This window comes from Pseudoxanthomonas sp. USHLN014 (assembly GCF_037153335.1).
GTDB lineage: Bacteria > Pseudomonadota > Gammaproteobacteria > Xanthomonadales > Xanthomonadaceae > Pseudoxanthomonas_A > Pseudoxanthomonas_A winnipegensis.
On the sequence record NZ_JBBCKO010000011.1, the window covers coordinates 83,615 to 107,669 of the forward strand.

25 protein-coding genes and 1 tRNA gene are annotated in these 24,055 nt (G+C 69.2%); 24 read left to right on the forward strand and 2 right to left on the reverse strand.

Annotation, left to right across the window (positions count from 1 at the left end; genetic code table 11):
- Positions 1-2: 2 nt before the first annotated feature.
- Positions 3-1,244, reverse strand: a complete 1,242-nt coding sequence (locus WFQ05_RS17505) for an MFS transporter (protein ID WP_130515810.1) — start codon at positions 1,242-1,244, stop codon at positions 3-5.
- Between the two features lie 223 nt (positions 1,245-1,467).
- On the opposite strand from WFQ05_RS17505, the gene WFQ05_RS17510 reads away from it, so the two are divergent.
- Complete coding sequence (locus WFQ05_RS17510) at positions 1,468-2,769, forward strand: cation:proton antiporter (protein WP_130523364.1); 1,302 nt, start codon at positions 1,468-1,470, stop codon at positions 2,767-2,769.
- Between the two features lie 64 nt (positions 2,770-2,833).
- A complete protein-coding gene (locus tag WFQ05_RS17515) occupies positions 2,834-3,130 on the forward strand; it encodes a zinc ribbon domain-containing protein (RefSeq protein WP_130523365.1) in 297 nt (98 codons plus the stop codon).
- A 692-nt stretch (positions 3,131-3,822) separates the two neighbouring features.
- Here the strand turns inward: WFQ05_RS17515 and WFQ05_RS17520 are convergent.
- Positions 3,823-4,530 (reverse strand): DUF3011 domain-containing protein, encoded by a 708-nt coding sequence (locus WFQ05_RS17520; RefSeq protein ID WP_337054742.1) that lies wholly within the window; start codon positions 4,528-4,530, stop codon positions 3,823-3,825.
- A 165-nt stretch (positions 4,531-4,695) separates the two neighbouring features.
- On the opposite strand from WFQ05_RS17520, the gene aspS reads away from it, so the two are divergent.
- The 22 genes from aspS to serB all read left to right on the forward strand — a co-directional run bounded on the left by aspS (position 4,696) and on the right by serB (position 24,036).
- The gene (aspS, locus tag WFQ05_RS17525) at positions 4,696-6,447 is read left to right on the forward strand and encodes an aspartate--tRNA ligase (protein ID WP_337054743.1); all 1,752 of its coding nucleotides are present in this window, start codon (positions 4,696-4,698) and stop codon (positions 6,445-6,447) included.
- Positions 6,448-6,529: 82 nt separating this feature from the next.
- Complete coding sequence (locus WFQ05_RS17530; RefSeq protein WP_130515820.1) at positions 6,530-7,039, forward strand: GNAT family N-acetyltransferase; 510 nt, start codon at positions 6,530-6,532, stop codon at positions 7,037-7,039.
- 86 nt (positions 7,040-7,125) lie between these two features.
- Positions 7,126-7,380, forward strand: coding sequence for a hypothetical protein (locus WFQ05_RS17535; protein ID WP_130515822.1), 255 nt, complete (start codon positions 7,126-7,128; stop codon positions 7,378-7,380).
- An 83-nt stretch (positions 7,381-7,463) separates the two neighbouring features.
- Positions 7,464-8,024 carry an alpha/beta fold hydrolase gene (locus WFQ05_RS17540; RefSeq protein ID WP_130516237.1) on the forward strand — a complete coding sequence of 187 codons (561 nt, stop codon included), beginning with the start codon at positions 7,464-7,466 and terminating at the stop codon, positions 8,022-8,024.
- Between the two features lie 341 nt (positions 8,025-8,365).
- Positions 8,366-9,103, forward strand: coding sequence for a YebC/PmpR family DNA-binding transcriptional regulator (locus tag WFQ05_RS17545; protein ID WP_130515824.1), 738 nt, complete (start codon positions 8,366-8,368; stop codon positions 9,101-9,103).
- Positions 9,104-9,248: 145 nt separating this feature from the next.
- Positions 9,249-9,791, forward strand: a complete 543-nt coding sequence (ruvC, locus tag WFQ05_RS17550) for a crossover junction endodeoxyribonuclease RuvC (protein WP_337054791.1) — start codon at positions 9,249-9,251, stop codon at positions 9,789-9,791.
- Positions 9,788-10,378, forward strand: coding sequence for a Holliday junction branch migration protein RuvA (gene ruvA / locus WFQ05_RS17555; RefSeq protein WP_337054744.1), 591 nt, complete (start codon positions 9,788-9,790; stop codon positions 10,376-10,378). The genes ruvC and ruvA overlap by 4 nt, the downstream gene beginning before the upstream one ends.
- A gap of 114 nt (positions 10,379-10,492) precedes the next feature.
- Entirely contained in the window at positions 10,493-12,346 is a 1,854-nt protein-coding gene (locus tag WFQ05_RS17560) for a potassium transporter Kup (RefSeq protein WP_286577680.1), read from the forward strand.
- An 87-nt stretch (positions 12,347-12,433) separates the two neighbouring features.
- Entirely contained in the window at positions 12,434-13,474 is a 1,041-nt protein-coding gene (gene ruvB, locus WFQ05_RS17565) for a Holliday junction branch migration DNA helicase RuvB (protein WP_337054745.1), read from the forward strand.
- Positions 13,475-13,526: 52 nt separating this feature from the next.
- On the forward strand, positions 13,527-13,976 hold the full coding sequence (gene ybgC / locus WFQ05_RS17570) for a tol-pal system-associated acyl-CoA thioesterase (RefSeq protein ID WP_337054746.1): 450 nt from the start codon (positions 13,527-13,529) through the stop codon (positions 13,974-13,976).
- Positions 13,977-14,029: 53 nt separating this feature from the next.
- Entirely contained in the window at positions 14,030-14,803 is a 774-nt protein-coding gene (gene tolQ / locus WFQ05_RS17575; RefSeq protein WP_130515834.1) for a protein TolQ, read from the forward strand.
- 11 nt (positions 14,804-14,814) lie between these two features.
- The gene (gene tolR, locus WFQ05_RS17580; protein ID WP_337054747.1) at positions 14,815-15,273 is read left to right on the forward strand and encodes a protein TolR; all 459 of its coding nucleotides are present in this window, start codon (positions 14,815-14,817) and stop codon (positions 15,271-15,273) included.
- Entirely contained in the window at positions 15,263-16,294 is a 1,032-nt protein-coding gene (tolA, locus tag WFQ05_RS17585) for a cell envelope integrity protein TolA (protein ID WP_337054748.1), read from the forward strand. The genes tolR and tolA overlap by 11 nt, the downstream gene beginning before the upstream one ends.
- 109 nt (positions 16,295-16,403) lie before the next feature.
- A complete protein-coding gene (gene tolB / locus WFQ05_RS17590) occupies positions 16,404-17,732 on the forward strand; it encodes a Tol-Pal system beta propeller repeat protein TolB (RefSeq protein ID WP_130515839.1) in 1,329 nt (442 codons plus the stop codon).
- An 89-nt stretch (positions 17,733-17,821) separates the two neighbouring features.
- Positions 17,822-18,337, forward strand: coding sequence for a peptidoglycan-associated lipoprotein Pal (pal, locus tag WFQ05_RS17595; protein ID WP_337054749.1), 516 nt, complete (start codon positions 17,822-17,824; stop codon positions 18,335-18,337).
- A gap of 169 nt (positions 18,338-18,506) precedes the next feature.
- Positions 18,507-19,346: a tol-pal system protein YbgF gene (gene ybgF / locus WFQ05_RS17600; protein ID WP_337054750.1), complete on the forward strand. Its 840-nt coding sequence runs from the start codon at positions 18,507-18,509 to the stop codon at positions 19,344-19,346.
- Between the two features lie 104 nt (positions 19,347-19,450).
- A complete protein-coding gene (queE, locus tag WFQ05_RS17605) occupies positions 19,451-20,140 on the forward strand; it encodes a 7-carboxy-7-deazaguanine synthase QueE (protein ID WP_337054751.1) in 690 nt (229 codons plus the stop codon).
- An 85-nt stretch (positions 20,141-20,225) separates the two neighbouring features.
- On the forward strand, positions 20,226-20,891 hold the full coding sequence (queC, locus tag WFQ05_RS17610) for a 7-cyano-7-deazaguanine synthase QueC (protein ID WP_130528873.1): 666 nt from the start codon (positions 20,226-20,228) through the stop codon (positions 20,889-20,891).
- A 70-nt stretch (positions 20,892-20,961) separates the two neighbouring features.
- Positions 20,962-21,037, forward strand: a tRNA-Lys gene (locus tag WFQ05_RS17615).
- Between the two features lie 506 nt (positions 21,038-21,543).
- Positions 21,544-22,452: a DUF922 domain-containing protein gene (locus WFQ05_RS17620; RefSeq protein WP_337054752.1), complete on the forward strand. Its 909-nt coding sequence runs from the start codon at positions 21,544-21,546 to the stop codon at positions 22,450-22,452.
- Between the two features lie 111 nt (positions 22,453-22,563).
- Entirely contained in the window at positions 22,564-23,250 is a 687-nt protein-coding gene (locus WFQ05_RS17625) for a YoaK family protein (RefSeq protein ID WP_337054753.1), read from the forward strand.
- 72 nt (positions 23,251-23,322) lie between these two features.
- A complete protein-coding gene (gene serB, locus WFQ05_RS17630; protein ID WP_337054754.1) occupies positions 23,323-24,036 on the forward strand; it encodes a phosphoserine phosphatase SerB in 714 nt (237 codons plus the stop codon).
- The last annotated feature ends 19 nt before the right edge of the window (positions 24,037-24,055 follow it).

The following is a 24,055-nucleotide window of genomic DNA, read 5'->3' on the forward strand; positions in this document are numbered from 1 at the left end:
GATCAGTCAAAACGTTCCTCTTGAGGTTGCGATGGGGGTTCGGTTTCCGGCATCAGCTCCAGCGCGGTGGGCGTGGTGCGCAGCATCGGGCGGAAGGGCGCGGCGAAGGTGCGGTCGCGGTGGAAGCGCAGCCGGGCGAACAGATAGGCCGCCAGCGCGATCAGCATCACCGCGAAGTAGATCGGCAGCGCGGAGGGGCCCAGACGCTGCATCGCCCCGCCGGCCAGCGCCGGGCCGATGGCCGAGCCGACGCCGTTGACCAGCAGCAGGCTCGAACAGCCTGACAGCAGGTGCTCGCGCGGCAGGTAGTCGAGCATGTGCGCCACCGCGAACGGATACAGCGAGAAGCTCAGCCCGCCGAACAGGAAGAACAGCCCGAACAGCGCCCGCCGGTCGGCCTGGACCGCCGGCAGCAGCATGGCCAGGGCCACGCCCGCGGCGGCCAGCGCGGCCAGCGCCAGCGCCAGGCGGCGGTCGCGGCCATCGCTGATCCGGCCGATCGGCACCTGCAGCAGCGCGCCGCCGGCGATCGCGGCCAGCATGAACAGCGCCACGCCGCGCGTGTCCAGGCCGATGCGGCTGGCGTACACCGGCGACAGGCCCCAGAAGCCGCCCATCGCCAGGCCCGACAGCGCCGCGCCGACCGTGGCCGCCGGCGCCAGCGCATACAGCCGGCGCAGGCTGAAGCGCTGGATCGGCGGCACCTCGGGCTGCTGCAGGCGCGTGGCCGCCACCGGCATCACCGAGGCGCACAGCAGGATGGCGGTCAGCGAGAACAGGGTGGCCATCGCCATCCCGCCCCAGCCCAGCAGCACCTGGCCCAGCGCCAGCGCCGACAGGTTGACCATCATGTAGACCGAAAACACCCGGGCGCGGGTGCTCGCATTGGGCTCGGCGTTGAGCCAGCTCTCGATGACGGTGTACAGCCCGACCAGCGCCACGCCGGTGACCAGGCGCAGCAGGCCCCAGGCCCAGGGATCGAGCCAGATCGGGTGCAGCAGCACGGCGATGGCCGCCAGCGCGGCGAAGAAGGCGAAGGCGCGGATATGCCCGATGCGGCCGATCAGCGGCGGCCCGATGAAGGTGCCGAAGAAATACCCGGCGAAGTAGCAGGACATCACCAGGCCCAGCGTGCGATCGTCGAAGCCGGCCTGCGCGCCGCGGACCGCGAGCAGCGTGCCGAGCAGGCCGCTGCCGGTCAGCAGCAGGGCCACGCCCAGCAGCAGGGTGAACAGCCGCAGCATCAACGCGACCTTCTTGGGGAAGGGGAGTTGGTCACCTTCATCATCATAACATATTGATTAATTTGGGGAAAGTTGCGTAAGGTGCGCGACCCCCGAGCGCAGCGGCGTCCTGCGTCCGCGCGCCGGGGTGCCCGAAGCCATCCCTTGGCCGCATCCTCCGGGACGGGCATGCTGCATTGCAGCATGCTTCGCATCCTCGCCCACCCCGCATGAAAGGACCGTCGTGAGCCAAGAACTGATCTACCTGCTGCTGATCTTCGGGCTGCTGGTCATTCCGCGGTTCCTGCAGCAGTTCAAGCTGCCGGCGCCGCTGACCTGCCTGGCCTTCGGCGTGGTCGCCGCGCTGATCATCGGCAAGCCGGTCGAGGACGGGGTGGTGGCGCTGATGGCCTCGCTGGGCATCTCCTCGCTGTTCCTGTTCGCCGGTCTGGAGGTGGACCCCAAGGCGCTGCGCAAGGGCTGGAAGCAGCTGGTCATCCATCTGGTGGCGCGCTCGGCCAGCCTGGCCGTGGTGGCGTGGCTGGCCTGGCGCTATGCAGGGCTGTCCTGGCAAGCGGCCGCGCTGCTGGCGCTGGCCCTGCTGACGCCTTCCACCGGCTTCATCATCGACACGCTGGGCCGGCTGGGGCTGGACACCAAGGAGCAGTTCTGGGTGACCAACAAGGCCATCGCCGGCGAGCTGCTGGCGCTGGCGGCGCTGTTCGTGGTGCTGCAGTCGGCCAGCCCGCCGCTGGAGATGCTGGGCTCGACGCTGGCGCTGCTGGCCATGCTGGTCGGCCTGCCGCTGCTGTTCATCGCGCTGGGGCGCTGGGTGCTGCCGCATTCGCCGGGCGCGGAGTTCTCGCTGCTGGTGATGGTCGGCGTGATCGCGGCCTACGTGACCCATCTGATCGGTGTGCACGATCTGGTCGGCGCCTTCGTCACCGGTCTGGTGGCGCGCCTGCTGCGCCAGCGCATGCCGACGCTGGCCTCGCACGACAACCTGCACGCGGTGCGGCTGTTCGCCAGCTTCTTCGTGCCGTTCTATTTCTTCTATTCGGGCACCAAGGTGCCGGCCGGCGCCTTGAGCCTGGGGGCGCTGGGCGTGGGCCTGGCGCTGACCGCGGTGGTGCTGCCGCTGCGGGTGGGCCTGCTGGCGCTGCAGCGCAAGCTGACCTTCGGCGAGTCCTTCCGCACCGGCCTGCGCATCGGCACGGCGCTGGCGCCGACGCTGATCTTCACGCTGGTGCTGGCCGGGGTGCTGCGCGAGCGCTTCGCCATCCCCGATGCGCTGTTCGGCGGGCTGCTGCTGTATGCGACGCTGACCACGCTTCTGCCTTCGCTGGTGTTCCGCACGCCGTTCGACGTGGATCCGGTGGAAACGGCGCCGGAGCGTTACGCGCCGGCGGCCGGCGGGGCGGCGGCCACGCTGCTGGCGCCGGGGGCCTCGGAGTTCCACCAGGAGCGGGTGCGCGCGGCCGCGCCACCGGCGCAGGATTCCGGTCCGCTGCCCGAGGATGCCGATCGCACCGACCGGACCGCTTGATTCGGCGCCCTCCAGCCCCCACCGTTGGCGCCCGCAATCCGCTAACGCCAACCCTGTCATCGCCATGCCGATCTACGCCTACCAGTGCACCACCTGTGGCCACAGCTTCGACAAGCTGCAGAAGCTCTCCGACCCCGACCCGGACACCTGCCCGCAATGCGGCGCGCAGACCGTCAGGCGCCAGGTGACGGCGCCGGCGTTCCGCCTGGCCGGCGGCGGCTGGTACGAGACCGACTTCAAGAAGGACGGCGACAAGAAGCGCAACCTGGTCGAGGGGGCGGGCAGCAGCGCTTCCGGCAGCAGCGAGTCCAAGCCGGCGGCCAGCGAGGCCAAGCCAGCTACGCCATCCAGCGGCGATTGATCGATCGCCTGCTTGCTTTGCTGCAAGAGGTTCGTCCCTCGATCTTCCGGAGCCCGGCGAGCGCGCTCCGGCTCCGGAAGGGCAGCGGTCCGGCGGGCGGAGGCCGCTTCTCCCTTAGTCAGGGCATCCTGCCCTGACTTAAGGCGCTCGGCGTCCTGCCTCGCTAGGCGCGGCCCCCGCCCGCCGGCCCGGTGCCGCGCACGTTACGCAGATGGCCTCGGGCCGAAAGTCGAAGGAAGCCCTGTTCGATTGCCGTGCAGCCTCGACTCTGTCGGGCGCGGACCCAATCGCCGTGTGCGCCACTGTCTCTTCCGTTCACGCCGCCCCTCCTTGCAGAGCGGAGCTTGTGGCAATCCCCTCTTGGGGACTCCGCTGCGCTTCGTTCGGTTCGTGGGGAAGGCCCCAGCGGAGCAAGCTCCGCTCTACACGTGGAAGCCGCCGTTGGCCAAGACGGTCACAAGGGCGGCTCCGATCGAACGATGAGGCGCGGTTAACCGGAAAATCCGCCAGGGGCGGCGGGCCAAGCCGAGGAGCCGCGGCCGGCCAGGTCGAGCCTGCTTGGCGAAGTCCGCCTTACTGACCAGGCATTCGGCGAACGGCGGAGCGCAAAAAAAAGAGGCCGGGCGTCAGCCCGGCCTCTTTTGCGATGCCTGCCACGTTTGTCCGCGTGGCCGGATCGACCCTGAAACCGATCAGCGGGCGCCGAAGCGGGCGCGGCAGCCTTCATCGACCCAGATCTGATCGCCGCGCCAGGCCCAGGTGCTGCCCTCGATGCAGGGGCTGCTGGAGAGCTGCTTGACGATCACCGGGCGGCCATTGCGGCGGTCCCAGCCGCAGCTGGTGCGGCGGTTGTCGCTGCTCGAGCAGGTCACGGTGTAGTTGGGATTGGCGTTGCCCCAGCCCGGGTCGCCCGGGGGGCCGCCGCCCCAGCCGCCGCCGCGGCCTTCGGTGAACTCGCCGCGGCAGCCCTGGCTGACCCAGATGTTGCCGCCGCGCTGGCCCCAGCTGCGGCCCTCCACGCAGCGGCTGTCGGACAGCTGGCGCACCAGCACGGCGCGGCCGCGGAAGCCGGTGGCGCACTCGCGGGTGCGGTTGTCGGTGCTTTCGCAGCGCACGGTTCGGCCCGCGCCGGGGCGGTCGCCCCAGCCGCCGCGCACGGACACGAAGCGCCCCCGGCAGCCGCGGTCGACCCAGATCACGTCGCCGCGCGTGCCCCAGGTGCGGCCCTCGATACAGGGCGAGTCGGACAGCGCGCGGTCCAGCCGCACGCGGCCGCCAAAGCCGCGGCATTCGCGATAGCGGTTGTTCTGGCTCTCGCAGGTGACTGAATCCTGGGCGTGGGCCGGCGCGGCCGCATACACGCCCAAGGCAAACAGCAGCACCGCAAACAGTCGCAACATGGCACGGCTCCGGGTGGTCGAGTGGGCCGGACTATACACGCGGCCCCGCCGCCGTCCCGTCAGCCGGCGCGGGCCGCTGGGCCCGCATTTGCCGCGCCCCGGCGCGGGCCGCAAAATAGCCGGCTTTCCCGGCCGCGGCGTGCGGCCTGCCCGGAGTTTGCTCACATGCGTACCCACTTCTGCGGCCTGGTCGATGAGACCCTGATCGGCCAAACCGTCACTCTGGCCGGCTGGACCGACGTGGCCCGCAATCAGGGCGGGGTGTGCTTCATCGACCTGCGCGACCACGAGGGCATCGTTCAGGTCACCGTCGAGCTGGACAACGCCGAGGTGTTCGCCGTGGCCGCCTCGCTGGGCTATGAGGACGTGCTGCAGGTCGAGGGCGTGGTCCGCGCGCGCCACGCGGTCAACGACAAGCTCAAGACCGGCAAGGTCGAGGTGATCGCCTCGAAGATCACCGTGCTCAACAAGGCCGCGCCGCTGCCGTTCCACGCGCACGAGAACCCCGGCGAGGACACCCGCCTGAAGTACCGGTATCTCGATCTGCGCCGTCCGGAGATGCAGCGCATGCAGCGCACCCGCATCAGGCTGGTGCAGGCGCTGCGCCGTCATCTGGACGCGCGCGGCTTCCAGGACATCGAGACGCCGATCCTGACCAAGGCCACGCCGGAGGGCGCGCGCGACTTCCTGGTGCCGGCGCGCATGCACCCGGGCGAGTTCTACGCCCTGCCGCAGAGCCCGCAGCTGTTCAAGCAGATCCTGATGGTGGCCGGCTTCGACCGCTACTACCAGATCGCGCGCTGCTTCCGCGACGAGGCCCTGCGCGCCGACCGCCAGCTGGAGTTCACCCAGCTGGACATGGAGTTCGCCTTCGTGCGCGAGCGCGACGTGCAGGACTTCGTCGAGGAGATGATCCGCGCGATCTTCAAGGAGGTCGTGGACGTCGAGCTGGATGCGCAGTTCCCGCGCATGACCTGGGCCGAGGCGATGCGTCGCTACGGCTCGGACAAGCCGGACCTGCGCATCGACCTGGAGCTGGTCGACGTGGCCGAACTGGTCAAGGACAGTGACTTCGCCGTGTTCACCGGCCCGGCCAACGATGCCGACGGCCGCGTGGCCGCGCTGCGCATCCCGGGTGGCGCGGCGCTGTCGCGCAAGCAGATCGACGAGTACGCCGCGCACGCGGCCAAGTACGGCAGCAAGGGCCTGGCCTACATCAAGATCGGCGAAACCGGCGAGATCACCTCGCCGATCGCCAAGTTCTTCGCCGAGGACAAATTCGCCGCGCTCATCGCGCATGTCGGCGCGGGCAAGGGCGACCTGGTGTTCTTCGGCGCCGGTGCCTACGGCAAGGTCTCGGACTTCATGGGCGCCGTGCGCCTGAAGGCCGGCAAGGACTTCGGCCTGGTCCAGGACGGCTGGCGCCCGCTGTGGGTCACCGACTTCCCGATGTTCGAGTGGGACGAGGAGGCGCAGCGCTACGTCGCCCTGCATCATCCGTTCACCGCGCCGGCGGTGGATTCGATCGAGGACCTGCGCGCCCACGCCAGGACCGCGGTCTCGCGCGGCTACGACATGGTGCTCAACGGCAACGAGATCGGCGGCGGTTCGATCCGCATCCATCGCCCGGAGATGCAGAGCGCGGTGTTCGAACTGCTCGGCATCGGCGCCGATGAGGCGCGCGCCAAGTTCGGCTTCCTGCTCGACGCGCTCAACTACGGCGCCCCGCCGCACGGCGGCATCGCCTTCGGCATCGACCGTATCGCCGCGCTGATGGCCGGCACCGAGTCGATCCGCGACGTGATTCCGTTCCCCAAGACCACCGGTGCGCAGGACCTGATGACCGACGCGCCCTCGCCGATCCCGGACGCGCAGCTGGCCGAGGTGCACGTGCAGGTGCGGCCAAAGAGTGAGTGACCAGCGCTGAGGAGTGAGCAAGGGCGGGCGGCGCGATCCGCTTTCACTCGCTTCTCACTCCTCAACGCTCACTTCTGGCCCGATGCTGATCCGCCGCGCCACCCTCGACGACGCCCACACGCTCTCGGCGCTGGCCGAGCGCACCTTCGTGCAGACCTTCGGTCACCTGTATCCGCCGGGCGACCTGCGCGATTTCCTCGACGAGGCCTATGCGCTGGAGCGCATGCGGATCGTGCTGGCGCATCCGGACTACGCGATCTTCCTGGCCGAGCGCGATGGCCAGGCGATCGGGCACTCGGCCGCCGGCCCCTGCGGGCTGCCGCATCCGGGCGTGCAGCCCGGCGACGGCGAGCTCAAGCGTCTCTATCTGCTGCAGGGGCAGCAGAACGCCGGCGTCGGCACCCACCTGTTCCAGGCCACCCTCGACTGGCTGCTGCGCGAGGGGCCGCGCACGCTATGGGTCGGGGTGTGGTCCCAGAATTTCGGCGCGCAGCGCTTCTATGCGCGGCACGGGTTTCACAAGGTGGGCGAGTACCAGTTCGCCGTGGGCAACGTGCTGGACGACGAGTTCATCCTGCGTCGCCCGGCCTGAGCGCGCGGTTGAGCGCGGCCCGCGCTTGGGTCATGCTGCGCCCCATGTCCAAGGAGGAATCCGAAATGCACGGAAGGCGCGCGCTGTTGGCACTGTCCCTGGCCTGCGGGCTGTTGGCCGGCTGCGGGGGAGACAAGATGATGCGCTGTACGTCGGCCTCGGGCAGCTGGGCCATCGGCCGGGTGGCCGAGCAGGGCGTGCTGGACCGCATCCAGGCCGAGAGCCGGGCCAAGCGCCTGCGCACCCTCGGCGCCGGCGAGACCTCCTCCGACATCGGCATGGACCGGGTCACCGTCCACGTCGACGCGCAGGACCGGATCACCGCGGTGACCTGCGACTGAGCCGCCCCGACGCCCGCGATGCGCCGCGGGCGCCGTTGCCATCGGTGCTGGTGCTGCATGGCATCTGGAACGCGCCGCTGTGGATGCAGCCGCTGGCCTGGCGGCTGCGGCGGGCGGGCTTCGCCGCCGAGCCCTTCGGCTATCCCGGCGTCACCGGCGGTCCGCAGGTGGCCATCGCGCGCCTGGCCGCGCATCTGCGCCAGGCGCGCCCGACCCATCTGGTCGGGCATAGCCTCGGCGGGCTGATCGCGCTGGAGACCTTGCGCCGGCATCCGGGCCTGCCCGTGCCGCGCCTGGTCTGTCTGGGCTCGCCGCTGTCCGGCAGTGCGACCGCGCAGGTCCTCGCGCAGCGCGGCTGGGGCAGCGTGCTCGGCCGCAGCGCGCTGCTGCTGGACCGGGGCTGTCCGCCGTGGAGCGGCCCGACCGAGGTCGGCATGATCGCCGGCGATGTGCCGCGCGGCGTGGGCCGCCTGCTGGCCGGCGTGGACGAGACCTCCGACGGCACCGTGGCCCTGGCCGAGACCCGCCTGTCCGGCCTGGTCGATCACTGCTGCGTGCACGCCAGCCATACCGGCCTGCCGTTCTCGCCGCAGGCCGCGCGTCAGGTGGTGGCCTTCCTGCGGCACGGGCGGTTCCGGCGCTAGGGCCTGTCATTCCTCCCTGGGTAGGCCGCGTTGGCGCTGCAAGGCCGTCAGGTTTGCGTCGCGTGGCGCAGGCTTGACTGGCCGTCAGGCCAAGCCGCGCGGCGCGAAGATGGCGGCCTTGCAGCGCCAACCCGAAGGGCCGCCCTTGCGCGCACCCGGGGTCGCGTCATTGCTCGGTCGTGGACGGACGTCCACTCCCTCCCGCTTCCTTGCCCCGGGCACGCGCAAGGGCGGCGCGACCTGCCCGGGGAGGAATGACAGGCCCTAGTCCCCAGCAGCAGGGCGCGCGGCATGGGGTAAAATTGCCGCTTCGTCTCAAGTTCAGCCAACGGAAGTGTGTCATGGGTCGAGGCCCTTCGATCGAAGCCCGCAAGAACGCCATGGACGCCAAGCGCGGCAAGGTGTTCACCAAGATCATCCGCGAGATCAGCGTGGCCGCGCGCGGCCCCGGCGGCGGCGATCCGGCCAACAATCCCGCCCTGCGCACGGCCATGGACAAGGGCCTGGCGGCCAACATGACCAAGGACGTCATGGAGCGCGCGATCAAGAAGGCCACCGGTGAGCTGGAAGGCGTCGAGTACGAGACCATCCGCTACGAGGGCTACGCGCCCGGCGGCGTGGCCGTGATCGTGGACTGCCTGACCGACAACCGCGTGCGCACCGTGGCCGACGTGCGTCATGCCTTCGCCAAGTGCGGCGGCAACATGGGCACCGAGGGCTCGGTGGCCTTCATGTTCAAGAAGCTCGGCGTGCTGAGTTTCGACGGCGGCCTGGACGAGGACGCGCTGACCGAGGCGGCCATCGAGGCCGGCGCCGAAGACGTGGTGGTGTACCCGGAGGACGGCGCGATCGACGTGCTGACCACGCCGGAGGGGTTCGAGGAAGTCCGCCAGGCGCTCGCCGCCGCCGGCTTCACCCCCGGCTATGCCGAGGTCACCTTCCGCGCCGACAACGACGTGGCGGTGGACGGCGAGACCGCCCAGCAGGTGTCCAAGCTGCTGGCCATGCTCGAGGACCTGGACGACGTGCAGAACGTCTATTCCAACGCCGATCAGGCGGCGCTGGGCGAGGGAAGCTGAGCCCGTGCCGCCGGGGACGCTCACGGGCAGCGGGACTCGGGGATCGGGACGGGGAGCTCGCCACGGCGCATCGTCGCCGTCCGCCCGGGCGCCTGCAGGGCAGGCCCAGGGCGTGACGGACGAGGCCTCGGCCGCGGTGCCGCAGCTGCGCAGCCCAAGCCCGGGTTGCGTCCGCATCCTCGGCATCGACCCGGGTTCGCAGCGCACCGGCATCGGCATCATCGATGTGGATGCCGCCGGGCGCGCGGTGCATGTGTACAACGGGCCGCTGGTGCTGCTGGGCGAGGGCGGGTTCCCGCTGCGGCTCAAGCGCCTGCTGCTGGGGCTGGCCGAGCTGTTGGACGCCTGGCGGCCGCACGAGGTGGCGATCGAGCAGGTGTTTGTCGGCAAGAGCGCCGACTCGGCGCTCAAGCTGGGCCAGGCGCGTGGCGCGGCGATTAGCGCCGTGGTCCTGCGCGACCTGCCGGTGCACGAGTACGCGCCGAAGGAAATCAAGCTGGCGCTGGTCGGTCGGGGCAGCGCCGAGAAGGAACAGATCCAGCACATGGTCGCGATCATGCTCAACCTGAAAGGCAAGCTGCAGGCCGACGCCGCCGATGCGCTGGCGGTGGCCATCACCCATGCCCACGTGCGCGCCACCGCCGCGCGCATGGGCGTGGACGCGCGCGTGGCTTGGAGCCGGAAATGATCGGGCGCCTGCGCGGCATCCTCATCGCCAAGTCCCCGCCCTGGCTCCTGATCGAGGTCGGCGGCGGCGTCGGCTACGAGCTGGAGGCGCCGATGAGCACCATCTACGACCTGCCCGAGCTCGGCCGCGAGGTCACCCTGTTCACCCATTACGCGCAGAAGGAGGACAGCGTCTCGCTGTACGGCTTCCTGCGCGAGGGCGAGCGCCGGCTGTTCCGCGACGTGCAGAAGGTCACCGGTATCGGCGCCAAGATCGCGCTGGCCATCCTGTCCGGCGTCAGCGTGGACGAGTTCGCCCGGCTGGTGCAGGCCGGCGACGTCACCGCGCTCACCCGCATCCCCGGCATCGGCAAGAAGACCGCCGAGCGCATGGTGGTGGAGCTGCGCGACCGCGCCGCGGCGCTGACCGGCGGCGATGTGGCCACGCCGATGAGCGCGCCGGCCGACCCGCAGTCCGAGGCGGTCATCGCCCTGCAGCAGCTCGGCTACAAGCCGGCCGAGGCCCAGCGCATGGCCCGCGACGCGGCCGCCGCCGGCGACGACGCGGCGCAGATCATCCGCAAGGCGCTGCGTTCGGCCCTGCGCTGAAGCGTGCAGGACATCCTCACTTTTTCAGCAGTAGGCTAGCGCCGCATGTCTTCGCCCTCCGCCACGACCTCGACCAGCAACGCGCCCGCCCACCACGGCCATGGCAACCAGGGCATGCCCGGCCTGGTGCTGGGCGCCATTGGCGTGGTGTTCGGCGACATCGGCACCAGCCCGCTGTACACGCTCAAGGAAGCCTTCTCGCCGCACTTCGGCCTGGTCGGCAACCACGACACCATCCTGGGGATCCTGTCGCTGGTGTTCTGGGCGCTGGTGATCACCGTGACGGTCAAGTACGTCACCATCATCATGCGCGCCGACAACGACGGCGAGGGCGGGATCATGGCGCTGATGACCCTGGCCCAGCGCACCCTGCCCAAGGGCTCGCGCTCGGCCTACGTGGTCGGCATCCTCGGCATCTTCGGCGCCTCGCTGTTCTTCGGCGACGGCGTGATCACCCCGGCCATCTCGGTGCTCGGCGCGGTCGAGGGCCTGGAGGTGGCCGCGCCGGCGCTGGACCACTGGATCGTGCCGATCACGGTGGTGATCCTGATCCTGGTGTTCATGGCCCAGCGCTTCGGCACCGAGAAGGTGGGCAAGATCTTCGGGCCGATCACCACGGTGTGGTTCCTGTCCCTGGCGGCGATCGGCATCTACAACATCGTCGATGCGCCCGAGGTGCTCAAGGCCTTCAGCCCGTTCTGGGCGGTGAACTTTTTCATGACCCACGGCTGGCACTCGGTGCTGATCCTGGGCGCGGTGGTGCTGGCGGTGACCGGCGGCGAGGCGCTGTACGCGGACATGGGCCACTTCGGCGCCCAGCCGATCCGCTACGCCTGGTACATCCTGGTGCTGCCGTGCCTGATGCTCAACTACCTGGGCCAGGGCGCGCTGGTGCTGCAGGATCCGGCCGCGGTCAACAACCCGTTCTACGAGGCCGTGCCGGACTGGGCGCTATACCCGATGATCGTGCTGGCCACCATGGCGGCCATCATCGCCTCGCAGGCGGTCATCAGCGGCGCCTTCTCGGTGGCACGCCAAGCCATGCAGCTGGGCTACATCCCGCGCATGACGGTCAAGCACACCTCGCACGACACCATCGGCCAGATCTACGTGCCGGGCGTGAACTGGATGATGATGCTGGCGGTGCTGGCCGTGGTCCTGGCCTTCGGCAGCTCCACCGCGCTGGCCACCGCCTACGGCATCTCGGTGTCGGCCACGATGATGATCGACACCATGCTGCTGGCGCTGGTGGCGCGCGCGCTGTGGCCGAAGTGGCGCACCTGGGTGCTGCCGCTGTGCGTGGTGTTCTTCATCGTCGATGTGGGCTTCGTCATCGCCAACGGCGCCAAGTTCTTCGACGGCGCCTGGTTCCCGCTGGCGCTGGGCCTGGTGGTGTTCACCCTGCTGCGCACCTGGCGGCGCGGGCGCGAGCTGCTGGGCGCGGAGATCCGCAAGGACGGCATCGCGCTGGACAGCTTCCTGCCCGGGCTGATGCTGGCCCCGCCGGCGCGCGTGCCGGGCACGGCGGTGTTCCTGACCGCGCAGACCGGCATGGTGCCGCACGCGCTGCTGCACAACCTCAAGCACAACAAGGTGCTGCACGAGCGCAACGTCTTCCTGACCGTGTACACCCTGCCGCTGCCGTACGCGCCGGCCGACAAGCGCATGAAGGTCGAGGAGATCGGCGACGAGTTCTACCGCGTCATCGTCAAGTTCGGCTTCATGGAGACCCCGGACGTGCCGCTGGCGCTGATGCGCAGCTGCGATCAGGGCGGGCCGTACTTCGACCCGATGGACACCACCTTCTTCGCCAGCCGCGAGAACATCGTGGCCAGCGCCCACCGCGGCATGCCGGTCTGGCGCGACAAGCTGTTCGCGGCCATGCACCGCAACGCCGCCCCGGCCACCAACTTCTTCCGCATCCCCGGCAACCGCCTGGTGGAGCTGGGGGCGCAGGTGGAGATCTGAGGGCGAGGCGTAAGCGAAGCGCAGTGAGCACGCGCCAAAGCAGGCTCGCTTCCCCTCACGCCGCACTCCTGCCCGTACCATAGCCGCATGACCCAGGACCGCATCATCGCCGCCGACGCCACCCGTGAGGACGATGCCCTGGAGGCCTCGATCCGGCCCAAGCGCCTGGCCGATTACCTGGGCCAGCAGCCGGTGCGCGAGCAGCTGGACATCTACATCCAGGCCGCCAAGGGCCGTGGCGAGGCGCTGGACCATGTGCTGATCTTCGGGCCGCCGGGCCTGGGCAAGACCACGCTGAGCCACGTGATCGCCAACGAGCTGGGCGTCAGCCTGCGCACGACCTCTGGCCCGGTGATCGAGAAGGCCGGCGACCTGGCCGCGCTGCTGACCAACCTGCAGCCGCACGATGTGCTGTTCATCGACGAGATCCATCGCCTCTCGCCGGTGGTGGAGGAAGTGTTGTATCCGGCGATGGAGGATTTCCAGCTGGACATCATGATCGGCGAGGGCCCGGCCGCGCGTTCGATCAAGATCGACCTGCCGCCGTTCACCCTGATCGGCGCGACCACCCGCGCCGGCCTGCTGACCGCGCCGCTGCGCGACCGCTTCGGCATCGTCCAGCGCCTGCAGTTCTACGACACCGCCGAGCTGACCCGGATCGTGCGCCGCTCGTCGCAGATCATGGGCATTCCCTGCGAGCCCGAGGGCGCGGCCGAGATCGCGCGCCGCTCGCGCGGCACGCCGCGCATCGCCAACCGCCTGCTGCGGCGCGTGCGCGATTACGCGCAGGTCAGGGCCGGCGGCCAGATCAGCCGCGACACCGCCGATGCCGCCATGGCCATGCTCAAGGTCGATCCGGAAGGCTTCGACGAGCTAGATCGCCGCCTGCTGCACACCATCGTGGAGAGCTTCGACGGCGGGCCAGTCGGCGTGGAGTCGCTGGCCGCGGCCCTGTCCGAAGAGCGCGGCACGCTGGAAGACGTGATCGAGCCCTATCTGATCCAGCAGGGTTTCCTGGTGCGGACCGCACGCGGGCGCATGGCCACGGCCAAGGCCTATTCGCACCTGGGGCTGCAGCCCAAGCGTGACGCCGGGCTGCCGTTCCCGGACTCCGAGGCCTTGTTCTGATGCCGCATACGGCCCGCCGAATCCCGCGCCCCGCAGCGCTCCGGAGCACCCGATGACTGTTGAATCGCCCGCCCAGGCCGTCGCCGATGGGCAACCGTTCAGTATTCCGACAAGGGTCTACTGGGAAGATACCGACGCGGGCGGGGTGGTCTACCACGCGCAGTACGTGACCTTCCTCGAGCGCGCGCGCAGCGAATGGATGCGATCGCGCGGCCAGATGCAGGAACAGCTGCGCCGCGAGCACGATCTGGTGTTCGTGGTGCGCGGCATGCAGCTGGACTTCCTCAGGCCCGCGCGCCTGGACGACCTGCTCACCGTGACCGTGCAGGTGCGTCAGGTGCGGCGCGCCAGCATCGTGTTCGACCAGGCGATCTGGCGCGGGGAGGAACGGCTGCTGGCCGCGCAGGTGAAGATCGCCGCGGTGTCCGCGTCCGCGTTCCGCCCGGTCGGGCTGGACGAGGCGCTGTACCAGGAATTCAAGCTGTTGGAAGTCCCCGCCTGACCCCTTTGCCGCTCCCCCTTCTTTAAAGCGTAGAACCCCCGAGGAAACAACGGATGATTGGATTGCTCCTGGCGCTGCAGGACGCCGTGACCGAGACCCTGCCGCCGGAGGCTGCCGCCGCGGCTGCCCAGGCCACCGCGCAGGCCGCCCACAGCTCCATCAACTACTTCGAGCTGCTGCTCAAGGCCAGCCTGCCGGTCAAGGTGATCGTGCTGCTGCTGCTGACCGGCTCGCTGGTGAGCTGGATCATCATTTTCCGCAAGGCCGGCGTGTTCAAGCGCGCCAACCGCGATGCCGACGAGTTCGAGGGCCGGTTCTGGTCCGGCGCCGATCTGGGCAAGCTGTACGCGGCGGCCACCGATCGCGGCCGCGTGGTCACCGGCCTGGAGGCGATCTTCGAGTCGGGCTTCCGCGAGTTCGCCCGCCTGCGCGACAAGCGCCACACCGATGGGCGCGTGCAGCTGGAGGGCGCCCAGCGCGCCATGCGCACCGCCTACGTGCGCGAGATCGACGCGCTGGAGCGCAACCTGGAGCTGCTGGCCAACATCGGCTCGACCGCGCCCTACGTGGGTCTGGTCGGCACGGTGTTCGGCATCATGGTGACCATGCACGACATGCTCAACAGCGGTGAGCAGGCCGGCATCGCCGCGGTCGCGCCGGGCATTTCCGAGGCGCTGTTCGCCACGGCCATCGGCCTGTTCGTGGCCATCCCGGCGGTGTGGGCCTACAACCGCTTCACCACCCGCGTCGAGCGCATCTCGGTGCGCTATGAAACCTTCGCCGACGAGTTCAGCTCGATCCTGCAGCGCCAGACTGGCGAAGCCTGAGGGAGGCGTCCATGCAGTCGGCCATTTCGCGCAGCCGCAAGCGGCGCAAGCTGAAATCCGAGATCAACGTCGTGCCCTACATCGACGTGATGCTGGTGCTGCTGATCATCTTCATGGTGACCGCGCCGATGCTGACCCTGGCGGTCAACGTGGAGCTGCCCAAGTCGCACGCCAAGTCGGTGGAGAGCAAGAGCGATCCGATCATCATGACCGTGGACAAGGACGGCAACTACTTCCTCAAGGTCACCAAGGACGACAAGCTGCAGGCCTATTCGCCCGAGGAGATCTCCGCGTGCCTGAAGGCGATGGTGGCCGAGCAGGGCGAGGACAAGATCAGCGTGATGCTGGCCGCGCCCGGCGATGCGGACTACCAGAAGGTGATCACCGCCACCGCGCTGCTGTCCGAGTCCGGGGTCAAGAAGGTGGGGCTGGTCTCGCAACCCGGCGGCACGGGCGGCAATGCACGCTGAGGCCTCGCATCTGGATCGCCACGACCCGCGCGACCGCCCCGGCCCGGCGGTCGCCTTGGCCGTGGGCGTGCACGTGCTGCTGCTGGCCCTGATCATCGCCTCCTCCTATTTCCACTGGAACCAGGACCAGGCCGAGGCCGCCGCCGGCTCGCCCGCGATCGAGGCCTCGCTGGACCTGTCTGCCGCCGACATGCGCGCCGCGCAGCAGGCCGTGCGCGAGTCGGCCAAGGTCGAGCCCAAGCCCACTCCGCCCACGCCCATGCCGCAGCCGGTGGCCGACGAGGACACCGTGCCGCCGCCGCAGCCGGTGCCGGAGCCCAAGCCGCAGGATTCGCCGGTGCCGCGTCAGCAGCAGGCCCAGGAGCGCGTGCCCGATCCGCAGCAGGTCAACCAGGAAGAGGCCAGCCGCCTGGCCATCGCCCAGGAGAAGGCCGAGAAGGAGCAGGAAGCCAAGCGCCGCCAGGAGCAGATCGACCTGACCGAGCGCAAGAAGCAGGAAGAAGCCGAGCGCCTCCAGCGCCTGGCCGCGCAGCAGGAAGAGGACGACCGGCAGAAGAAGCTGGCCGCCATCCGCGCCCAGCGCGCCCAGGCCGACAAGCAGGCCCAGCTGGCCGAGCAGAAGCTGCGCCAGCTGGCCGACGCGCGCGCCCGTCAGGCCTCGCAGCAGCAGGCCACGCAGGCGTCCTCGTCGCAGGCCGCCGCGTCCAACCCCTCGCCGGGGCAGAACGGCACCGATCCGGGCCTGCTGGCCAAGTACCAGGCGGCCATCCAGAGCGCGGTCATGAACCAGTGGACGCGTCCGGACTCGGTGGCGGTGGGCACGCGCTGCAAGGTGCTGGTGACCCAGCTGCCCGGCGGCGAGGTGATCTCGGCCGAGGTACAGCCGGGCTGTCCGATGGACGCGGCCGGTCAGCGTTCGATCGAGGCGGCCGTGCTCAAGGCCCAGCCGCTGCCTTACCGCGGCTTCGAACCGGTGTTCAACCGCCGCCTGATCTTCAATTTCGAGGCGCAGGACCGCTGAGCGCGGCACGCCGGGCGGTGGTTCACACCGCCTTGGCGTTCATGATTGCGAAAATGTTCACCCGTCGGCTGCTATCCCTAGCCGATCTTTTCGCACAAGCCCAGCCTTCATGAAGAAACTCACGCGGTACTTCGCCCTTGTCGTGGCCCTGTTCCTGCCTGCAGCGGCCTTCGCCCAGAGCCAGGGCCTTGAGATCAACATCGTCGGTGGCAACCCTTCCGCGCTGCCGATCACCATCGTGCCGATGCCCTACCAGGGCTCGGGCGCCGCACCGACCACCGACGTCTCGCAGGTCGTCAGCGCCGACCTGGATCGCTCCGGCGCGTTCCGCACCCTGCCGGTGGCCAGCATCGTCGAGAAGCCGACCCGCGGCTCGGAGATCCAGTACCCGACCTGGCGCGCGCTCAAGCAGGATTACATTGTTGTCGGTCGCGTGCTGGACGGCGGCAACGGCGCCTACCGCGTCGAGTACGAACTGTTCGACGTGGCCAAGCAGGAGCGCCTGCTCGGCCTGGCCATGACCGGCCGCGCCAACGCCATGCGCGATGTCGCCCACCAGATGGCCGACGCCATCTACGAGAAGATCACCGGTATCCGCGGCGCCTTCTGGACCCGCATTGCCTACGTCACCCAGACCGGCCTGGGCGCCAATGCGCGCTATGCGCTGATGGTCGCCGACTCGGACGGCTTCAACCCGCAGACCATCGTGCGCTCGGCCGAGCCGCTGCTGTCGCCGGCCTGGAGCCCGGATGGCCGCAAGCTGGCCTATGTCAGCTTCGAGCGCGGCAACTCCTCGATCTACATCCAGGACATCACCACCGGCGCGCGCGAGCTGGTCGCCAGCTTCCGCGGCATCAACGGCGCGCCGGCGTTCTCGCCGGATGGCCGCAAGCTGGCCCTGACGCTCTCGCGCAGCGGCAATCCGGAGATCTACGTGATGGACCTCGGCAGCAAGGCGCTGACCCAGATCACCAACCAGTACGGCATCGACACCGAGCCGACCTGGAGCGCCGACGGCAGCTCGATCTACTTCACCTCCGACCGCGGCGGCCGTCCGCAGATCTACAAGGCCTCGGCCAGCGGCGGCGGCGCCACGCGCGTGACCTTCGAGGGCAACTACAACGCCACCCCGACCGTTTCCTACGACGACAAGAAGATCGCCGTGGCCCAGGGTTCGGGCAACACCTATCGCATCGCCATGATGGATTCCAGCACCGGTTCGCCGCGCTGGACCACGCTTTCGCCCGGTTCGCTCGATGAGTCGCCGAGCTTTGCCCCCAACGCCTCGATGATTCTGTACGCCGCACGCGAGGGCGGTCGGGGGGTGCTGTACGCCGTGTCCGCCGATGGCCGTGTCCGCCAGCGCCTGGTGCTGGCCCAGGGCGATGTGCGTGAGCCGGCATGGTCGCCGTATCGGAACCAGACCCCGCAAAAATAATGCGAAAGGGTCATTCCGCCGGTTTAACATTGCGTTAAACTAACCCGCGTTTTTGCATCCACCACCCCGGATCCGCGTAAGGAACCCAAATGAACACCACTCTCCGCGTCGTTGCTTTGTCCCTGATGTCCGTGGCCGTTCTGGCCGGTTGTAAGAAGAACACCAAGGCTCCGCCGCCGCCGCCGGCCGTCGAGCCGCCGCCGGCCATGACCCAGCCGACCACCAACGCCGGTGCCTACGGCCCGAGCGATCTGGATACCGACGCGTGCCTGCGCCAGCGCGTGGTGTACTTCGATCTGGACCAGGACGCCGTCAAGCCGGAGTTCCAGGCGATCATGGCCTGCCACGCCAAGTACCTCAACGATCGTCCGTCGGCCCGCATCAACCTGGAAGGCAACACCGACGAGCGCGGTTCGCGTGAGTACAACATGGGCCTGGGCGAGCGTCGCGGCAACGCGGTCTCCTCCGCCCTGCAGGCTGCCGGCGGTTCGTCCAGCCAGCTGTCGGTGGTGAGCTACGGCGAAGAGCGCCCGGTCTGCACCGAGTCGACCGAGGAGTGCTGGGCCAAGAACCGTCGCGTCGAGATCGTGTACACCGCGAAGTAATCGACGTTCGACCTCGGGCCACCGTTCGCGGTGGTCCAACGGGGCCGGTGACCGGGGCGGGGCAACAGGACACAACCTGTCTGCCCCGGTCGGCACCGGCCCTTTTCGTTGGATGGCCATGGTTCAATGCTCCGGCCGTCCGATCCGCAACCCTCGTTACGTGAGCGCCATGCGTCCCATCCGATTCCGTCTTCTCCTGCCGGCCCTGCTGCTGTCGCTGGGCGCCGCGCCCGCCGCCTTCGCGCAGAAGGCCAGCCTGGCCGACCGCGTCGCCGCGCTGGAAGTGCGTGCCAACAACACGCAGGCCAATACCGACCTGCTCAACCAGATCACCCAGCTGCGCCAGGACCTGGCCAGCCTGCGCGGCACCGTCGAGCAGCTGCAGAACGAGAACGAGCAGCTCAAGCAGCGCGCGCGCGACCAGTACCTCGACCTGGACGGCCGCATCGGCCGCCTGGAGAGCGGCGGTGGCGGCGGCGCGGCTGCCGGTGCTCAGCCTCCCGTGTCCGCGGCGCCCGCGGCCGGCGCCAAGGCTGCGCCGCCGGCGGCGGGGGCGCCCGCCGCGACCGCCGAGGCCCCGCCCGCGGTCCACGGCGACGCCGGCGCGATGGCCCAGGCGGGCGACGAGCGCACCGCCTACGGTGTGGCCTTCGACGCGCTGAAGAAGGGCGACTACGCCGACGCGGCCAACCTGTTCACCAGCTTCCTGCAGCTGTATCCCAGCGGTGTCTATGCGCCCAACGCGCTGTACTGGCTGGGCGAGAGCTATTACGTCACCCAGAACTACCAGATGGCCGCCGACCAGTTCCGCGCGCTGCTCTCGCGTTATCCCACCCATGACAAGGCGCCCGGCGCCCTGCTCAAGCTGGGGCTGGCGCAGTACGGACTGGGCAAGGTCAACGACGCGCAGACCACGCTGCAGCAGGTGATCCAGCAGTACCCCGGCAGCGACGTGGCCCGCACCGCCGACGATCGCCTGCATTCGATCCAGGTCGGGCAGATCCGCTGAGCCCGACGAGGTCCGCAAGGACCTTCCGCAATACCGCCACACGCACCACTCGAACGCCACCGCGAGGTCTGCGGTGGCGCCGCCGTTTTGAGAGAGCCTCCGCAATGAACGCCGCCGCCGCCGCCGTCCCCAGCCAGATCGAACAATCGCCGCAGGACCGGCTGAAGATCACCGAGATCTTCGTCTCGCTGCAAGGCGAGGCCGACGCCGCCGGCTGGCCGACCGTGTTCGTGCGCCTGACCGGCTGCCCGCTGCGCTGCCAGTACTGCGATACCGCGTATGCCTTCCACGGTGGTACCTGGTGGGAGATCAAGGACATCCTGGCCGAGGTCGCGCGCGCGGGCGTGCGCCATGTCTGCGTGACCGGCGGCGAGCCGCTGGCGCAGAAGCGCTGCATCGGCCTGCTGGCGCGGCTGTGCGATGCCGGATACGACGTCTCGCTGGAGACCTCCGGCGCGCTGGACGTCTCGCAGGTCGATCCGCGCGTGTCGCGCGTGGTCGACATCAAGACCCCCGGCTCGGCCGAGGAACACCGCAACCGCTGGGACAACCTGCCGCTGCTGACCGCGCGCGACCAGGTCAAGTTCGTGCTGTGCAGCCGCGCCGACTACGAGTGGGCGCGCGAGGTCGTGCGCGAGCACGCGCTGGACCGGCGCTGCGCCGTGCTGTTCTCGCCGTCCAAGGATCAGGTGAGCCCGCGCGCACTGGCCGACTGGATCGTCGAGGACCGCCTGCCGGTGCGCTTCCAGATGCAGCTGCACAAGCTGCTGTGGAACGACGAACCCGGCCGCTGAACCCGCGCGGGAAGTGCCGGCCCGGCGCCCGGGCGGTAGGCTATGCGTTCCCCGGCCTGTCTCGCCGGCAAGAAGAACACCCCACATGAACAATGCAGTCGTCCTCGTCTCCGGGGGCATGGATTCGGCCGTGGTCCTGGCCATCGCCCGCGAACACGGTTTCCGCACGCACGCGCTGAGCGTGCAATACGGCCAACGCCACACGTCCGAACTCGACGCCGCCGCGCGCGTGTCGCAGCAGCTCGGCGCCGCCGCGCACAAGACCGTCCACGTCGACCTGCGCAGCATCGGCGGCTCGGCGCTGACCGACGACATCGAGGTGCCGCAGGCCGGCGGCGAAGGCATCCCGGTCACCTACGTACCGGCACGCAACACCATCATGCTGTCCATCGCGCTGGGCTGGGCCGAGGTGCTCGGCGCGGCGGACATCTTCTGCGGCGTCAACGCCGTGGACTACTCCGGCTATCCGGACTGCCGGCCCGAATTCATCTCCGCCTTCCAGACCCTGGCTAACCTGGCGACCAAGGCGGGCGTGGAAGGCGCCGGCCTGCGCGTGCACGCGCCGCTGCAGTTCATGAGCAAGGCAGACATCGTGCGCGAGGGCGTGCGCCTGGGCGTGGACTTCGGCGCCACCGTGTCCTGCTACAACGCCGATGCCAGCGGCGCGGCCTGCGGGCGCTGCGACGCCTGCCGCCTGCGCGCGGCGGGCTTCGCCGACGCCGGCGTGCCCGATCCCACGCGCTACGCCTGAAGCGCGGGTCGCATCGCCAGCCCTTTCCGGTAGAATGACCGGCCCCGGCGCAACGCCGGGCCGCGTGTCCGGGCCGTTAGCTCAGTCGGTAGAGCAGAAGACTTTTAATCTTTTGGTCGAAGGTTCGAATCCTTCACGGCCCACCATCGCAGGATTTCAGGGTGTCCGGTAAGTTTTCAGCAATGCCGGAAAGGCCTTAAAAAGTACATGGTTTAGGTCTCAGTGAGTCTCGGACCGCCCTCCATGAGTCGGCGGTCTTCCGGTCGAGTAAGCGACTGCCCGCGTTGCAAAAAGACGAGCGCTCAGAATGAGCGCATTAACGCTGCCGCAGATTGCGGACTCCGCAGGAATAATGACCCGCGCCGCAGCGATGCGTACCGCCAGAACAACAGGTGGCTTGAACAATTGGTTCCGCCGAGCCTTGTCCACTTCTCAGCGCTGTACGGCAGCCCGCCAGTCCCACTTGGTTATGCAGATCTGCAGTGCCTCGGGAGTGCCGACGCTTTGAGAGGTTCAGTCACTGTCCTGCGAGTCCGCGAACATCTTTCCGCGAGGTGGATGCGTTAGGCTCATCCGACGGGGACAGACAATGGACGGTCTAATGTGCTCAAGGATGTTGCGACGCGCTGGATGGCGTCTTGCTGTCGTGGTCATGCTTGCCCTGGCCACCGGTGCGCACGCTGGCACGGTTCGGGAAAACCGCAAGGATTCCAGCTACACCGTGACGGGGCGGGATGGTCACCAGATCCTGGCCTCCATGAAGGCCTGGAGCGATCGGGCCAAGGCTCAGCTGGGAAAGGATGATGGGCCGGCAGAGGAAACACTCGCTGGCCTGACGCGTGCAAAGATGCGCCTGGATTATGTCCTGCGCGAGTCGTCAGGGGCTTGCCGCATCATCAGGAGTCAAGTGGGGATCGGTATCTCCGTCGCCTTGCCTGTCTGGACCCCGGATCCCAGGGCGTCGGTGGCGACGCGCGAATTCTGGCGTGATCTCCAGCAGCGAGTGCAGGTCCATGAAGAGCACCATGTGGCGATCGCACGCCGCTATGCACACCAGCTGGCAGACGCGGTCGAGCGCATCCAGGCCTCTTCGTGTTCAACCGCAGAGCGGCTGGCCAAGCAGAAGGGTACCGAGGTCGTCGCTCAGATGCAGAAGGCGCAGGCGGACTTCGACAAGGTTGATGGACACCTTAAGCTTTCATGGGCGAAGCCTGGTGCGGCGGTCGAACGCAGGCTGTCGAATTCGCGAGCGAGCAAATCCCTGCTGTGGGTCTTCTTCTTCGCCGCGTATGGCATCGGCGCACGCTATCTCTGGGCGCTGATGGCGCGCAGGCAGGCTGCGACCGAACGCACGCGGGTGGGCCCGAGGCTGCAAGACGACGTGGTCGCGGTCGCTTGCCTCTTCGCCACCGCAATCCTTCCGCCATTGGCCATGCTCTTGATCGAGCATGGGAGGGCGAGCGGGCCGGCGGTGCTGATTTTCATCCTGGCCTGGGGATGCTCGATCGTTCCGGCAGCCATCGTTGCAGGACGCATCATGGCCGGAGCCAAGCGGCGCTAGTGTTGGCGAACGGTCCGTCGCCACCATTGAGATTTTGCCGGCCGTGGCGTTGACAGCCATCGCGCCGCGGCGCGACGCTTGTCGCGTCCGCAAGCCATTGGCGCCCCTTCGATGATTTCCAAACTGCCGCGCTGGGTCTGGTCCGGTGCCTGGGTCATGGCCTTTACCGCGGGCATCGTCAATGTCGTGGCGCTGCTGGGGTTCGGCCATCAGGGCGTGAGCCATATGACCGGCATCACCTCGGAGATGGGCGCGCGCGCGGCGGTGCTGGATCTGCGGGGGCTGGCGCAGCTGGCCGGTGGCGCGTTCTTCTTCGTGGCCGGAAGCGCGCTCAGCGGGGCGCTGATCGGCGATATCGCCCTGCAGCTGGGGCGGCGCTATGGGCTGGTGCTGGTGCTGGAAGCCGGCCTGCTGCTGGCCTCGGTGCCGCTGATGACGCGTGCCTCGATGTGGGGCCTGTGGCTGGCGGCCTGCGCCTGCGGCCTGCAGAACGCGATGGCCACCACCTACAGCGGCGCGGTCGTGCGCACCACGCATGTCTCGGGCATGTTCACCGACCTGGGGCTGGCCATCGGCCATGGGCTGCGGCGCATGCCGCTGCCGTGGCGCCGGCTGTCGCTGTGCGTGACGGTGATCACCGGCTTCCTGGCCGGCGGCCTGGCCGGCGCGCTGGGCTTCCACCGCTGGTCGTATACGGTGCTGATCGCGCCGGCGCTGATCTGCCTGGCGCTGGCCTGCGTGTACGCGCTCTATGCGCGGCGCGTGGCGGAGCATGCCGCTTCCAAGGGCGTCGCCTAGGCCTATCCCGGCGCGGCCGAGGTCTTTACGCTTGCAGGCCCTTCGTCCCACGGCCGGTGCGCCTGTTCGCCCATGACCGATTCCCACGCACCCGCCGATGGCCTGCAGCTGCGTCGCGCCACTCCGCTGCCGCCGCTGGCGCACTTCGGCCTGATCGCGCTGGACATGGATTCGACGCTGATCACCATCGAATGCATCGACGAGATCGCCGCGGCGGTGGGCCTGAAGGCGCAGGTGGCCGCGATCACCGAGGCGACCATGCGCGGGGAGATCGCCGACTTCCGCGAGAGCCTGCTGCGCCGCGTGGCCCTGCTCAAGGGCGTGCCCGAGGGTGCGCTGCAGGAGGTCTACGACACACGCCTGCAGCTAACACCTGGTGCAGAGCAGCTGCTCGAGGCGTGCAAGGCCGCCGGGCTGAAGACGCTGCTGGTCTCCGGCGGTTTCACCTTCTTCGCCGAGCGCTTGCGCGCGCGGCTGGGGCTGGACTTCGTCCGCTCCAATCGGCTGGAGGTGGCCGACGGCGTGCTGACCGGGCGCGTGCTGGCCCAGGCTTGGGGCGATGTCTGCGATGGCGCGGTCAAGCGCGCGACGCTGCTGGACGTGGCCTCGCTGCTGGGCCTGGACCCGGCGCGCACGATCGCGGTGGGCGATGGCTCCAACGACATCCCGATGATGCAGGCCGCGGGCCTGTCCGTGGCCTTCCACGCCAAGCCGCGCGTGCGCGAGGTGGCGGAGGTGTCGATCGACACGGGTGGGCTGGAACGGCTGCTGGACGTCCTGGGATAGCGCAGTCGCGAGCCCGCTT

Coding starts and splice junctions, on each gene's coding strand:
- WFQ05_RS17505 (WP_130515810.1), bottom strand. CDS start 1,244: ATGCTGCGGCTGTTCACCCTGCTGCTGGGCGTGGCCCTGCTGCTGACC.
- WFQ05_RS17515 (WP_130523365.1), top strand. CDS start 2,834: ATGCCGATCTACGCCTACCAGTGCACCACCTGTGGCCACAGCTTCGAC.
- WFQ05_RS17520 (WP_337054742.1), bottom strand. CDS start 4,530: ATGTTGCGACTGTTTGCGGTGCTGCTGTTTGCCTTGGGCGTGTATGCG.
- aspS (WP_337054743.1), top strand. CDS start 4,696: ATGCGTACCCACTTCTGCGGCCTGGTCGATGAGACCCTGATCGGCCAA.
- WFQ05_RS17530 (WP_130515820.1), top strand. CDS start 6,530: ATGCTGATCCGCCGCGCCACCCTCGACGACGCCCACACGCTCTCGGCG.
- WFQ05_RS17540 (WP_130516237.1), top strand. CDS start 7,464: ATGCAGCCGCTGGCCTGGCGGCTGCGGCGGGCGGGCTTCGCCGCCGAG.
- WFQ05_RS17545 (WP_130515824.1), top strand. CDS start 8,366: ATGGGTCGAGGCCCTTCGATCGAAGCCCGCAAGAACGCCATGGACGCC.
- ruvA (WP_337054744.1), top strand. CDS start 9,788: ATGATCGGGCGCCTGCGCGGCATCCTCATCGCCAAGTCCCCGCCCTGG.
- WFQ05_RS17560 (WP_286577680.1), top strand. CDS start 10,493: ATGCCCGGCCTGGTGCTGGGCGCCATTGGCGTGGTGTTCGGCGACATC.
- ruvB (WP_337054745.1), top strand. CDS start 12,434: ATGACCCAGGACCGCATCATCGCCGCCGACGCCACCCGTGAGGACGAT.
- ybgC (WP_337054746.1), top strand. CDS start 13,527: ATGACTGTTGAATCGCCCGCCCAGGCCGTCGCCGATGGGCAACCGTTC.
- tolQ (WP_130515834.1), top strand. CDS start 14,030: ATGATTGGATTGCTCCTGGCGCTGCAGGACGCCGTGACCGAGACCCTG.
- tolR (WP_337054747.1), top strand. CDS start 14,815: ATGCAGTCGGCCATTTCGCGCAGCCGCAAGCGGCGCAAGCTGAAATCC.
- tolA (WP_337054748.1), top strand. CDS start 15,263: ATGCACGCTGAGGCCTCGCATCTGGATCGCCACGACCCGCGCGACCGC.
- tolB (WP_130515839.1), top strand. CDS start 16,404: ATGAAGAAACTCACGCGGTACTTCGCCCTTGTCGTGGCCCTGTTCCTG.
- pal (WP_337054749.1), top strand. CDS start 17,822: ATGAACACCACTCTCCGCGTCGTTGCTTTGTCCCTGATGTCCGTGGCC.
- ybgF (WP_337054750.1), top strand. CDS start 18,507: ATGCGTCCCATCCGATTCCGTCTTCTCCTGCCGGCCCTGCTGCTGTCG.
- queE (WP_337054751.1), top strand. CDS start 19,451: ATGAACGCCGCCGCCGCCGCCGTCCCCAGCCAGATCGAACAATCGCCG.
- queC (WP_130528873.1), top strand. CDS start 20,226: ATGAACAATGCAGTCGTCCTCGTCTCCGGGGGCATGGATTCGGCCGTG.
- WFQ05_RS17620 (WP_337054752.1), top strand. CDS start 21,544: ATGCTTGCCCTGGCCACCGGTGCGCACGCTGGCACGGTTCGGGAAAAC.
- WFQ05_RS17625 (WP_337054753.1), top strand. CDS start 22,564: ATGATTTCCAAACTGCCGCGCTGGGTCTGGTCCGGTGCCTGGGTCATG.
- serB (WP_337054754.1), top strand. CDS start 23,323: ATGACCGATTCCCACGCACCCGCCGATGGCCTGCAGCTGCGTCGCGCC.